The sequence below is a fragment of the Methylotenera sp. genome (assembly GCF_036401095.1).
In the GTDB taxonomy this organism is placed as follows: domain Bacteria; phylum Pseudomonadota; class Gammaproteobacteria; order Burkholderiales; family Methylophilaceae; genus Methylotenera.
Map to the genome: position 1 here is coordinate 177,843 of NZ_DASWWA010000007.1, position 12,413 is coordinate 190,255.

Sequence of the window (12,413 nt, forward strand, 5' to 3'; positions counted from 1 at the left end):
CTACTTTAAGCGAGCCTTATCTGTAAAGATGGGCTCGTTTTTTTTATGTGATATAGCGATGATGGCTAATATAAGTTAAAACATTGTGTTTAGTTGGTGATTGCTTGCTTGATCATGCTTTACTTGATTGAGTGCGGGATAAATTGCAGACTTTTATCTTGCTGTGCGATAATTCTAATCTTTGTGCCTTATGTCATTTAAAAGCCGCTTGCGGCTTTTATGTTTTAGAGAGAAATTGTATGCCAGTCATTCGCCTGCCCGATGGGTCGCAACGTAGTTTTGATCAGCCAGTCACTGTGGCTGAGGTCGCCATGAATATCGGTGCTGGCTTAGCCAAAGCAGCGCTAGCAGGTAAGGTGAATGATAAGCTAGTAGATACCAGTTATTTAATTGAGGCTGATAGCGACTTAGCAATTATCACTGATAAAAATCCAGAAGGCTTGGAGGTTATTCGTCACTCAGCAGCGCATTTACTGGCGTATGCAGTGAAAGAGTTGTTCCCAGATGCACAAGTGACCATTGGCCCTGTGATTGACAATGGTTTTTATTATGACTTCTCATATAAGCGCCCATTTACCCCAGAAGACTTAATCACCATTGAGAAGAAAATGGCAGAGCTCGCGAAAAAAGACGAGCCTGTTACTAGAAAAGTATTACCGCGCCATGAAGCTGTGGCCTACTTCAAAAGCATTGGTGAGCAATACAAAGCGGAAATTATCGAATCTATTCCAGCTGGCGAAGATGTTTCTCTGTACACAGAGGGTAACTTTACCGACCTATGCCGTGGCCCACACGTACCGAGCACTGGCAAGATCAAATCATTCAAATTGATGAAGCTGGCTGGCGCATATTGGCGCGGTGACAGCAATAATGAGATGTTGCAGCGTGTGTATGGTACTGCTTGGCGTAATAAAGAGGAGCTAGAGGCTCATTTATTCCAGCTTGAAGAAGCGGAGAAGCGTGACCATCGCAAATTGGGTAAGCAGCTTGATTACTTCCATATGCAGGACAATGCACCGGGTATGGTGTTCTGGCACCCACGCGGCTGGAGCATGTGGCAAGAAATTGAACAATATATGCGTCAAATGTTTAAAGACTTTGGCTATCAAGAAGTACGCACCCCAACAGTGATGGATAAAACACTTTGGGAGCAATCTGGTCACTGGCAAAATTACCGTGACAATATGTTTGTGACTTCATCTGAGAACCGTGAGTATGCGGTGAAGCCGATGAACTGTCCTGGTCATGTGCAGATTTTTAATAACCAGTTACATAGCTATCGCGACTTACCTTTGCGTTTAGCTGAGTTCGGCTCTTGTCACCGTAACGAACCATCAGGCTCATTGCATGGCTTGATGCGTGTACGTGGCTTTACGCAAGATGATGCACATATCTTTTGTACCGAAGACCAAGTTGAAGCGGAAGTTGCTGACTTTATCCAGATGCTTTACAAAGCTTATGGTGATTTTGGCTTTAATGATGTTTTGGTTAAGTTGTCAACACGCCCAGAAAAGCGTGTAGGTGCTGATGAAACTTGGGATAAAGCCGAAGCTGCATTGGCAAATGCACTAAATAAAAACAATCAGGCTTTTGATTTGCAGCCGGGTGAGGGGGCTTTTTATGGCCCTAAAATTGAATTTACATTGAAGGATAGTTTGGGTCGCCTCTGGCAGTGCGGTACCATCCAGCTCGACTTTAACTTACCAGAACGCTTAGGTGCAGAATATGTGGCGGAAGATAATACACGTCAACGCCCGGTAATGTTGCACCGCGCGATTGTTGGCTCTATGGAGCGCTTTATTGGTATCTTGATTGAGAATTACGCAGGCGCGATGCCGCTTTGGTTGGCGCCAGTGCAGGTGATGGTGCTGAATATTTCTGAAAGTCAGGCCGATTATGTACGCCAAGTGGTTGAAACTTTAAGGCAAAATGGCATTCGATGCGAATTTGACTTGAGAAATGAGAAGATTACCTATAAAATACGCGAACATAGCATGCAGAAAATGCCTTATCTGCTCGTTGCAGGTGAGCGCGAAATGCAAGCAGGACATTTGGCCGTGCGTACCAGAAAAGGTGAAGACCTAGGTTCTATGCCGATTGACGCGTTAATTGAGCGCCTAAAAGCAGAGATTGAAGCTAAGGTTTAAACATACAGGTGCACGGCTTAACTATTTGGAGAATTTGATATAGCACAGGAAAAAGAAACCCGAATCAATGGCGATATTACAGCGCAACAGATTCGTTTGGTGGGTGTTGAGGGTGAGCCCTTAGGTATTGTGAGTTTAGCTGAAGCTTTTGCAAAAGCGGAAGAAGCTGACATTGATCTTGTAGAGATAGCGCCAAATGCGGCGCCACCTGTATGTAGATTGATGGACTACGGTAAATTTAAATATGCCGAAAGTAAAAGACAGCACGAAGTTAAGCTTAAACAAAAACAAGTAGTTGTAAAAGAAATCAAGTTCCGTCCAGGGACTGATGATGGCGATTACAACATTAAAGTGCGCAATATCATTCGATTTATTCAAGATGGCGATAAAGCAAAAATTACTTTGCGCTTTAGAGGTCGTGAAATCACACACCAAGAGTTTGGTATGGCTTTATTAAAACGTGTTGAAGCAGATTTGAAAGAATACGCAATCGTTGAACAATACCCGAAAATGGAAGGTCGCCAAATGGTGATGGTATTGGGTCCGATTAAGAAAGTTAAGTAATTACTGTTTGATATTGCAGTGATTACGCTAAAGAAGTAGTAAGTAGTAACCCTGAGTGATACGGCTAAACGGCATGCCTAGGCACTCTTAACCACTCTAAGGAGAACAAAATGCCAAAGATGAAAACCAAGAGCGGCGCCAAAAAGCGCTTTAAATTCTTGGGTAATGGTAAAGTGAAGCGTACACACTCTCATTTGCGCCATATCCTAACGAAAAAGACCACCAAGCAAAAGCGTAAATTACGCGGCACGGCGATCATTTCTTCAACTGATGTCAAGCGCGTCCGCGCTATGATGCCAACACAATAGGAGTAGAACATGCCTAGAGTAAAACGTGGTGTCATCGCTCGCGCTAGACACAAAAAAGTATTAAAAGCAGCTAAAGGCTACCGTGGTCGTCGTAAAAACGTTTACCGCGTAGCTAAACAGGCGGTAATGAAAGCTGGTCAATACGCTTATCGTGACCGTCGTCAAAAGAAACGTCAATTCCGCACATTGTGGATTGCACGTATCAATGCCGGCTCACGTGAGTTCGGTTTGACATATAGCCGTTTCATGAATGGCTTGAAAAAAGCTGCGATCGAAGTGGATCGTAAAGTATTAGCTGACTTGGCTGTGTTTGATAAAGCTGCATTTGCAAAATTCGTAGAATTAGCAAAAGCTGGTTTAGCAGCATAAGTAGGTAGGTAAGTACTTTTCAAACTTAATTTAAGTTTGATGAAAAAAAGAGGCTTCGGCCTCTTTTTTTTGCTGTAAAATCCACCTTTGCAATTTTTACATGCAAATCAATGTATTACAAAAATCTATTGGGCGCTATTATTGGCGCTGCTTTGATTTTAAATTCGATTTTAAATTCTATAGCATTAATCATAATTAAAAGATTGAAACAACATGGCAGACTTAACGCATTTAATTGCTGAAGCAGAAGCAGATTTTATCAATAGTGCTTCAATGAATGATTTGGAAATTGCTAAGGCAAAGTACTTAGGAAAATCAGGTTCACTAACAGATGCGTTAAAAGGTTTAGGCAAGTTAAGCGCAGAAGAGCGTCCTGCTGCCGGTGCAGCGATTAACGTAGTAAAACAAGCCATTGAAGCTGCACTAACTGCGCGTAGAGAGGCTCTACTGAATGCCGAGCAGGCAAAACAATTAGCGCAAGAGTCAATTGATGTGACTTTGCCAGCCAGAGCGCAATCGCCAGGCGGTTTGCATCCCGTAACCCTTACCTTAAAACGCGTGGAGCAGTTGTTTCATTCGATTGGTTTTGAGGTGGCAACTGGGCCTGAGATAGAAACAGATTTTTATAATTTCACTGCATTAAATATTCCAGAAGATCATCCTGCACGTGCCATGCATGACACGTTTTATATTGATGAGGCAAATGTGTTGAGAACGCATACCTCACCAGTGCAGGCGCGCTATATGGAAAATGCTTTAAAAAATAACCAAACACCGCCATTCAAGATTATTGCGCCGGGTCGCGTGTATCGTGTGGATTCCGATGCAACGCACTCACCAATGTTCCATCAGGTAGAAGGTTTGTGGGTAGATGAAGATATTAGTTTTGCCAATCTAAAAGGCGTAGTTCAGGATTTCTTGCAGAAATTCTTTGAGCGTGATGATCTGACTGTGCGTTTTAGACCTTCATTCTTCCCGTTTACCGAGCCGTCTGCTGAAATGGATATGAGTTGGAACGGCGGTTGGTTAGAGATTGGTGGTTGTGGCATGGTGCACCCTGAGGTGTTCAAACACGTGAATATTGATAGTGAAAAATACCGTGGTTTTGCCTTTGGTCTAGGTATTGAGCGCTTGACCATGCTGCGTTATGGCGTTAATGATTTACGTCATTTCTTTAACAACGATTTGCGTTTTTTAAGTCAATTTAAATAACGCAATTGTTGGTAAAACTTACATTCAGTACTTACAAATTTAATCCTTAATTCAAGGTTGTAAAGCATTATGCAATTTTCAGAAAATTGGTTACGTAGTTTAGTCGATACAGATTTAGATAGTCAGTCACTAAGTCACGCCCTAACAATGGCGGGGCTTGAAGTCGAAGAGATGCAGCCGGTTGCTGCAGCGTTTAACAAAGTGGTTGTAGCTAAAATTCTTTCTGCTGAGAAGCATCCGGATGCGGATCGTTTGCAAGTGTGTAAGGTCGATGTAGGCTTAGCTGAGCCTCTGCAAATTGTATGTGGCGCAGCCAATGCACGTGCTGGCCTTATTGCACCTTGTGCAATGGTTGGCGCAGAGCTACCGGGCATTTCGATTAAACAAGCAAAAGTGCGCGGCGTAGAATCTTTTGGCATGATGTGTTCATCTAAAGAGCTAGGCATTAGTGCTGAAGCCACTGGTTTGCTGGAATTGGATAGTGATGCAGTAGTGGGTCAGGATATTCGTGAACACTTGGATTTAAATGACCATCGGTTTACCTTAAAACTTACACCAAACCGTAGTGATTGCTTGAGCATTATCGGTATTGCACGTGATGTTGCCGCCATTACTGGCGCGCAAACATGCTTTAACGCAATTACGCCAGTGGCGGCTGAACATGCGCAGACTAAAAATGTTGGGGTGAATGAATCTACGGTTTGCCCACGTTATACAGGCCGCTTAATTACTGGCGTTAACACTACGGCAGCTACGCCAGCATGGATGGTTAAGCGTTTAGAGCGAAGCGGCTTACGCAGTATTAGCGTAGTGGTTGATATTACTAACTACGTATTGCTAGAGCTAGGTCAACCTATGCATGCGTTTGATGCAGCTAAGTTACATGGCGATATCAGTGTGCGTTTTGCTAATGCAGGCGAGACTATTGCTTTACTGAATGACCAAACTATAGAGTTAAAAGCAGATGACTTGGTGATTGCTGATGCAAATGGTGCACTTGCACTAGCTGGTGTCATGGGCGGTAAACCCAGCGCGGTGGGTGATACCACTACCGATATTTTTCTAGAAAGTGCTTTCTTTACGCCAGCCGTGATTGCAGGTAAGGCACGCAGACTGGGCTTTAGTTCAGATTCATCTTACCGCTTCGAGCGCGGCGTTGATTTTGGTAATACACGTAATGCGCTGGAGTATGCGACATCTCTGATTATAACCTTGTGTGGCGGCCAAGTTGGCCCTGTCACCGAAGTGATGTCTACATTGCCAGCACGTGATGCAGTAAAACTGAGAATGTCACGTCTGGTTTCTGTATTGGGCATTAGTCTGACGCAAGAAAAAGTTGCACAATTATTAACGCAACTGGGTTTTGAGTTTAGCAGTGCAGGTGATGTATTTACTGTAGTGCCACCTAGCTATCGTTTTGACATCAACATAGAAGAAGATTTGATTGAAGAAGTTGCACGCTTACATGGCTATGATCACATTCCTGCGATAGCCCCAGTTGCCGGTTTAAACATGCTGGCAGCACCTGAGCAGCGCTTACATTTGAACCAGTTGCGTGATAGCCTAGTATCTGCAGGGTATCAGGAAGTCGTGACCTATAGTTTTGTGGATGAAAGCTGGGAGCGTGATTTAATCGGCAACTCAGCACCGATTAAACTGAAAAACCCAATTGCAAGTAACTTGAGCGTAATGCGAACTAGCTTGTGGGGCGGTTTGCTGGATGTGCTTACTTACAACCTTAACCGAAAACAAGAGCGTGCTTACTTGTTTGAGATTGGTGCGGTGTATCAGCAGCAGGCAGGTGCTTACCAAGAGACTACGCGCGTATCAGGCCTTGCATATGGTAGCGCTAAGCCTGAGCAGTGGGCTGCAGCTAATACTGAGATTGATTTCTTTGACGTTAAGGCCCATGTGGATAGCCTGATTGGTGCTGATGGTTCACACAAGCAAGTGACTTATGAAAAAGCCGAACATTGTGCTTTACACCCTGGCCAAACTGCAAAAGTCTTGTTAAATGGCAAAGCGGTTGGTTGGTTAGGTAAGTTACATCCTAAATGGCAGCAGCATTATGATCTGGCGAAAAGCGCTTATGTATTTGAGCTTGATGTAGATGCGATTGTGGCGAGTCCATTGCCAGCATATCAAGAGGTTTCAAAACTGCTGCCTGTGCGCCGTGATTTGGCTATTGTGTTAGATGAAAACATTGCTGTGCAAACTGTGTTAAGTGCAATTCATGAAGAGAATATCGCCTTGATTGCAGATGTGGCATTGTTCGATTTGTATCAAGGTAAAGGTGTGCCAGAAAACAAAAAAAGCCTTGCATTATCAGTACTTATGCACGATACTCAAAAAACATTAACAGACAGTGATGCGGATGCTGCAATCGCGAATCTGCTACAATTGTTGCAAATAAAATTTGATGCAGTGTTAAGAAACTAAGTCCTCCATACTATGGTAGGGGGATTTATTTTTTTGCATTGAGCATCAACCAATAATATTAAATAGCGATACAAAGCATTAAAAAACGGGAGTGTTTATGACTTTAACAAAAGCTGAACTTGCTGATTTACTGTATGAGCAAGTTGGGTTGAATAAGCGTGAAGCCAAAGATATGGTGGAAGCATTTTTTGAAGAAGTGCGTACTGCGCTAGAAGCTGGCGATAGTGTTAAGTTGTCTGGTTTTGGTAATTTCGAATTGCGTCAAAAATCAGAGCGCCCAGGCCGCAACCCTAAAACTGGTGAGGAAATACCTATTACTGCGCGCCGTGTGGTTACGTTCCATGCTAGCCAAAAATTAAAAAGCAAGGTTGATGCAAACTTTGCATCTTAATGCGTGTCCATAATTGACTGTCGCGCCGCATCCCTAGTGCGATATACGGTGCAGTAGTAACTACGCTGCTGCACAAGTTGTATCAGAGTGATAAGTTAGTTTTCCTAGCGAATTAGTTTTCTTAGTGTAGTAGTTATTGAGTGAGAAAGCCGAAAGTATGACTGAACAGGTCGCCAAGGTGCAATTGCCACCAATTCCAGCAAAGCGCTACTTTACAATTGGTGAGGTCAGCGAACTTTGTGGTGTTAAACCGCATGTATTAAGGTACTGGGAGCAGGAGTTCACACAGCTTAAACCAGTCAAGCGTCGCGGTAACCGCCGTTATTACCAGCATCATGAAGTATTATTGATTCGACGCATTCGCGAATTATTGTACGAGCAAGGGTTTACCATTAGTGGTGCACGTAACCGTTTAGATGACCTTGAGTTTAACGCGAAGACTGGGCACGGTGAGAAGCCGGCAAGTGTGCGGAGTGCGGCTCCAGCTGAGTTAGAATCTGCTGTGGTAGTAGCCGGAGACAAGAGCACGGCTTTTGATTACCAAGCGGTTAAAGCCGAGTTACGTGAAATCTTAAACCTATTACGTACGGATTTTTCTTTAGCTAATACTGCGCATTAATTATTTATGGTGCCGCTTTTATGGCGGCATTGCTTTTGCGATATAATGCACACCTTGTTACGAGTAGTAAGGTAACAACGGTTCGGGGCGTAGCGCAGCCTGGTAGCGTACTTGCATGGGGTGCAAGGGGTCGTGTGTTCGAATCACACCGTCCCGACCAACAAATTAATGAGTTATTTAATATTAAAGCCAGCATTTAGCTGGCTTTAATATTTTGTGCTATCTATCAGCATGACTTTTTTAATGTATTGTGCACCACTACACTAGGTTCCTATTTTCTAGGCAAATCATCAAGGCACTTTTTCAAATCTTGCGCACTATGCATGCGGTTGTATTTTGAATTACACTATTTTGACTAAAAGTTAAGTTACATCATTAAGCCAGCAATACGCTGGCTTTTTTGTGCCTACTATTCTAGCTTGCCTTAGATCGTATTATCATAGCGATAAGTCGTTATTTGGCATGCATAGTCTGTGCTATTATTTGAGGTTGATTACAAATTTCTGTGGTCGACAGATAAGTTTGAGCATTAGCGTTTAATAAGTATTAGAGCTTAATAGGATTGAAATGGAACACGCCGCAATTGTACATAATGAAGAGCAGTATATTGTGCACAACCCCAAAGAGGTTACACAGATTCTAAACGACTTGATTAAGCAAAAGTCGATGATTAAAGTCTCATTTAATCACGGTTCTGATGTTTATCTGACCAGCATTATTAGCATTGATGCAAAGACTGGCTTGGTGTATTTGGATGTAGGCGTTGATGATGAGTTTAATCGCCGCTTGCTTGCAAGTAATCATGTGGTTTTTATCAAAGAAGATGGCGTCAAAATTAAATGGACCAGCTCGCATGTGGCAGGGGTTGATTTAAAAGATGGCAAAGCCATTAAGATTACGCTTCCTAAAGATATGGTTCGTCTGCAACGACGTGATTTTTATCGCTTTTCTACGCCGGTGGCTAACCCTGTTATGTGCAAAATTCCGGTGCCGGATGTACTTAAGCCTGAGGAAGAGACCATATTAGAGCTGACCTTGGTTGATGTCAGCTTGGGCGGCATTGGCACTATGGTTGCTGCCCCGCTTAATCCTGCGTTGGTGATTGGCCAAACCTTGAGTGGCTGTAAGATTGGATTTCCTGATGTGGGTGAAACCAATCTGGCATTAATGGTAAAAAATATTACGGAAATACGTGTTCAGGATGCAGTAACTAAGTACCGTGTGGGCTTTGAGTATGTAGAGCCTTCAAGAGGGAATGAGGGGCTGATTAACCGTTATGTCTACATTCTGGAGCGCCAAGCCATTGCTTTAGCGCACGGCGCAGCTTAATAGCCATCAATTACACTATCCACTACACGGCGCTAGCGCACCGTGTAGTGGAAGTTTCTGGTCGATTAAATCCCCAGTGACTCCGCCCATGCCAGTGCCGCCATGTGGCACTCATTCACCTTGTTTGCATCATATTGCAAAAGCTCAGCTAGTTCTAAAATACGCTTACTATCAGCACCTTCACATGCTTCTGTTAACTGTAAGAACGGGCCATACACGCCCTCACGGTTAAGCAATGCTTCACAGACTGGTTCTGGCAGCTGAATTTTTTCTAGCACTTGATCCATCGGCATTTTTAGAATGGCATCTAATAAAGAAAATACGCCAACGATAAACAGATTATCTCTATCATGTTTTTCAAAATAGCTTTCGCCTAGCAGCTCTGTTAAACGTCCGCGCGTGATGGATGTTTTCATTAATGCAGGCGGTGTGGAGTTTTCTCCTGCCGTCACCATCAGCAGCGTTAGCCAGCGGTATAGCTGTTTTCTGCCCAAGATGGTGAGCGCATGCTGAATAGATTGAATCTCGCATGAAAGCCCAAAACCTACAGAGTTAATGTAGCGCAGTAACTTGAATGAGAGCGCGGCATCACGTTTAAAGCCGTTTTCAATGTCTCTGTTGTCTGAATCTTGCGTTACTAGATTGAGCAGGTTTAACACGCTGTCAAACGACGGATTAATCACTTTTGCCGTGAAGGTTTCAGGTCTTGCAAAGTAAAAACCTTGAAAGCGTCTAAAGCCGATTTCTTTGTACGCTTCAAACTGTTCCAGAGTTTCAATCTTTTCAGCAACCATTAGTATGTTGGGGGCAGAATATTGCTGAAATAGCTTGCGAGCCTCTTGCGTGGTAGCGCTTAGCGAGTCGATTTTAATGAAGTTGGCAAATTGGGTAAGTGGTTCTAACTTAGCGCTGAGCTGCGGGTTATCCAGTGCGATTTTGTAGCCGAGCTTGTGTAACTCTCTGCAACGCTCAATTACTGCGTCGCTCGCCACAACCGTACGTAGGATTTCTAGCGTAGTGCGTTGGGGCGGCATGAGCTCTATAAACTCACTCATTAGCATGGCTTCATTCACATTGATAAATGCTAACTTATCGCCCAACAGCCATTGCACATCAATATCGCCCATGGTGTTGACCAAAACATTTGAGCAGGCTTTGAGTTCATCTTCAAATACGGCGCTATCTGCATCAGCACTATGTCTGAACAGCAGTTCATAGCCGATGATGTGTTGTTTCACATCCATGATTGGCTGGCGCCCAATAAATACTTGATCTTCCATTTTTTAGCCTTAAAGAGTTCTGATAGCCTGATGCTAATTTTTATGAGTTAACGCAAGCATGACCATGATGCTCGGCATTTAATTATTGTAATAAAATTTTACCTGACTAAAGCTTACTGCGTGTTGTATTTGTGAAATATTTGGTAAGGTATGCAGAATTGTTGTTGAGATGAATAACATACCTTATATTGTGTGATGTGGAACTAAGAAAAGAGTAAAACTCATGAAAATAATCGTAACGCCAACCCAGCCATACAGTGACCAAAAACCAGGAACATCCGGCCTGCGCAAAAAAGTGAAAATATTCCAGCAAGCGCATTATCTGGAAAACTTTGTACAAAGTTTATTTGATACTTTGACAGTGCCGAATAATGCGGTATTAGTGGTGGGCGGTGATGGCCGTTATCATAATAGGCAAGCTATCCAGACCATTATCAGCATGGCCGCAGCCAATGGTTTTGCAAGGGTATTAGTCGGGCAGGGCGGCATTCTATCCACGCCTGCTGCGTCGCATGTGATTCGTAAATACAAAACATTCGGCGGTATGGTGTTATCTGCAAGCCACAATCAGGGCGGTATTCACGGTGATTTTGGTATTAAGTACAACATCGGTAATGGCGGCCCCGCACCGGAAAAAATTACCGATGAAGTGTTTGCTAAAAGTAAGGTGATTGCTGAGTATAAAATCTCCGACTTACCTCAGGTAAATATTGATACCATAGGCGAAACGCAGTTTGCAGGACTTACCGCAGGCCAGACATTTACGGTGCAAGTGATTGATGCGGTGCAGGATTATGCAGATTTAATGCAAAGTTTGTTTGATTTTAAAGCAATTAAACAGCTGCTGGCGACCGGTTTTGAAATGAAGTTTGATGCGATGCATGCGGTGACCGGGCCTTACGCCAAAGAGATTTTTGTAAATCGCCTGGGCGCCTCTACGGATAGTTTAATGAACTGTGAGCCTTCTGAAGACTTTGGCGGTGGGCACCCTGACCCTAATTTAACTTATGCAGAAGATTTAGTAAAAATCATGTTTGCCGGTGAAAATGCGCTGGATTTTGGCGCAGCGTCCGATGGTGATGGTGACCGCAATATGATTTTAGGGCAAAACTTTTTTGTCACGCCGTCTGATAGCTTGGCAGTGCTCGCTGCTAATGCAACCTTGGTGCCGGCATATGCGGGCGGCATTGCCGGTGTGGCGCGCTCCATGCCTACTAGCGGTGCGGTAGATCGCGTGGCTGCTAAGTTGAATGTGCCAAGCTTCGAGACGCCAACGGGATGGAAGTTTTTCGGTAATTTAATGGATGCCGGTAAAGTCACTTTATGTGGTGAAGAGAGCTTTGGTACTAGCTCTAGCCATGTGCGTGAGAAAGATGGTCTATGGGCAGTGCTATTCTGGCTGAATGTGATTGCAGTTAAGCAAATGAGTGTGGAAGCCATTTTAAAAGCACATTGGCTGGAGTATGGGCGTAATGTCTATTCACGCCACGATTATGAAGCAATTCCAACCGATGCTGCCAATAGCGTGATTGTACATATTAAAGCGCAGTTTGCCAGCTTGCCAGGTCAGGTATTTGGTAACTATACGGTTAAGTTATGCGATGACTTTAGTTACCATGACCCGATTGATGGTTCGGTTAGCAATAATCAAGGCATACGCGTGCTATTCACCGATGGCTCACGTATCGTATTCCGGTTGTCTGGCACCGGTACGGAAGGCGCAACCTTGCGTATTTACTTAGAAGCGTATGAGCC

General features: G+C 43.8%; 11 protein-coding genes and 1 tRNA gene. 11 read left to right on the top strand and 1 reads right to left on the bottom strand.

Annotated features, from left to right (window positions below; translation table 11 throughout):
- The first annotated feature begins 239 nt into the window (after positions 1 to 239).
- The 10 genes from thrS to VGD82_RS06770 all read left to right on the top strand — a co-directional run bounded on the left by thrS (position 240) and on the right by VGD82_RS06770 (position 9,378).
- Positions 240 to 2,147, top strand: coding sequence for a threonine--tRNA ligase (gene thrS, locus VGD82_RS06725; RefSeq protein ID WP_331019672.1), 1,908 nt, complete (start codon positions 240 to 242; stop codon positions 2,145 to 2,147).
- Between the two features lie 39 nt (positions 2,148 to 2,186).
- On the top strand, positions 2,187 to 2,711 hold the full coding sequence (infC, locus tag VGD82_RS06730; protein WP_331019680.1) for a translation initiation factor IF-3: 525 nt from the start codon (positions 2,187 to 2,189) through the stop codon (positions 2,709 to 2,711).
- Positions 2,712 to 2,821: 110 nt separating this feature from the next.
- Positions 2,822 to 3,019: a 50S ribosomal protein L35 gene (gene rpmI / locus VGD82_RS06735; RefSeq protein ID WP_019897898.1), complete on the top strand. Its 198-nt coding sequence runs from the start codon at positions 2,822 to 2,824 to the stop codon at positions 3,017 to 3,019.
- 9 nt (positions 3,020 to 3,028) lie between these two features.
- Positions 3,029 to 3,388 carry a 50S ribosomal protein L20 gene (gene rplT, locus VGD82_RS06740; protein WP_015832524.1) on the top strand — a complete coding sequence of 120 codons (360 nt, stop codon included), beginning with the start codon at positions 3,029 to 3,031 and terminating at the stop codon, positions 3,386 to 3,388.
- A gap of 213 nt (positions 3,389 to 3,601) precedes the next feature.
- Positions 3,602 to 4,600 carry a phenylalanine--tRNA ligase subunit alpha gene (gene pheS / locus VGD82_RS06745; protein WP_331019673.1) on the top strand — a complete coding sequence of 333 codons (999 nt, stop codon included), beginning with the start codon at positions 3,602 to 3,604 and terminating at the stop codon, positions 4,598 to 4,600.
- Positions 4,601 to 4,669: 69 nt separating this feature from the next.
- Positions 4,670 to 7,039, top strand: coding sequence for a phenylalanine--tRNA ligase subunit beta (gene pheT / locus VGD82_RS06750; RefSeq protein WP_331019674.1), 2,370 nt, complete (start codon positions 4,670 to 4,672; stop codon positions 7,037 to 7,039).
- Between the two features lie 97 nt (positions 7,040 to 7,136).
- On the top strand, positions 7,137 to 7,430 hold the full coding sequence (locus VGD82_RS06755; RefSeq protein WP_015832521.1) for an integration host factor subunit alpha: 294 nt from the start codon (positions 7,137 to 7,139) through the stop codon (positions 7,428 to 7,430).
- Between the two features lie 157 nt (positions 7,431 to 7,587).
- Positions 7,588 to 8,049, top strand: a complete 462-nt coding sequence (locus VGD82_RS06760; RefSeq protein WP_331019675.1) for a MerR family transcriptional regulator — start codon at positions 7,588 to 7,590, stop codon at positions 8,047 to 8,049.
- Between the two features lie 83 nt (positions 8,050 to 8,132).
- A tRNA-Pro gene (locus VGD82_RS06765) sits at positions 8,133 to 8,209 on the top strand.
- Positions 8,210 to 8,616: 407 nt separating this feature from the next.
- Entirely contained in the window at positions 8,617 to 9,378 is a 762-nt protein-coding gene (locus VGD82_RS06770; RefSeq protein ID WP_331019676.1) for a flagellar brake protein, read from the top strand.
- A gap of 65 nt (positions 9,379 to 9,443) precedes the next feature.
- Here VGD82_RS06770 and VGD82_RS06775 read toward each other — a convergent pair whose 3' ends face one another.
- Entirely contained in the window at positions 9,444 to 10,658 is a 1,215-nt protein-coding gene (locus VGD82_RS06775; protein ID WP_331019677.1) for an EAL and HDOD domain-containing protein, read from the bottom strand.
- 223 nt (positions 10,659 to 10,881) lie between these two features.
- Here VGD82_RS06775 and VGD82_RS06780 point away from each other — a divergent pair.
- The coding region (locus VGD82_RS06780) for an alpha-D-glucose phosphate-specific phosphoglucomutase (protein WP_331019678.1) at positions 10,882 to 12,413 on the top strand (1,532 nt) is incomplete at its 3' end.

What these genes read in the sequence shown, in the direction of transcription:
- VGD82_RS06770 (WP_331019676.1), top strand. Translation starts at nt 8,617, where the DNA reads ATGGAACACGCCGCAATTGTACATAATGAAGAGCAGTATATTGTGCAC.
- thrS (WP_331019672.1), top strand. Translation starts at nt 240, where the DNA reads ATGCCAGTCATTCGCCTGCCCGATGGGTCGCAACGTAGTTTTGATCAG.
- rplT (WP_015832524.1), top strand. Translation starts at nt 3,029, where the DNA reads ATGCCTAGAGTAAAACGTGGTGTCATCGCTCGCGCTAGACACAAAAAA.
- pheS (WP_331019673.1), top strand. Translation starts at nt 3,602, where the DNA reads ATGGCAGACTTAACGCATTTAATTGCTGAAGCAGAAGCAGATTTTATC.
- VGD82_RS06775 (WP_331019677.1), bottom strand. Translation starts at nt 10,658, where the DNA reads ATGGAAGATCAAGTATTTATTGGGCGCCAGCCAATCATGGATGTGAAA.
- VGD82_RS06760 (WP_331019675.1), top strand. Translation starts at nt 7,588, where the DNA reads ATGACTGAACAGGTCGCCAAGGTGCAATTGCCACCAATTCCAGCAAAG.
- pheT (WP_331019674.1), top strand. Translation starts at nt 4,670, where the DNA reads ATGCAATTTTCAGAAAATTGGTTACGTAGTTTAGTCGATACAGATTTA.
- VGD82_RS06755 (WP_015832521.1), top strand. Translation starts at nt 7,137, where the DNA reads ATGACTTTAACAAAAGCTGAACTTGCTGATTTACTGTATGAGCAAGTT.
- rpmI (WP_019897898.1), top strand. Translation starts at nt 2,822, where the DNA reads ATGCCAAAGATGAAAACCAAGAGCGGCGCCAAAAAGCGCTTTAAATTC.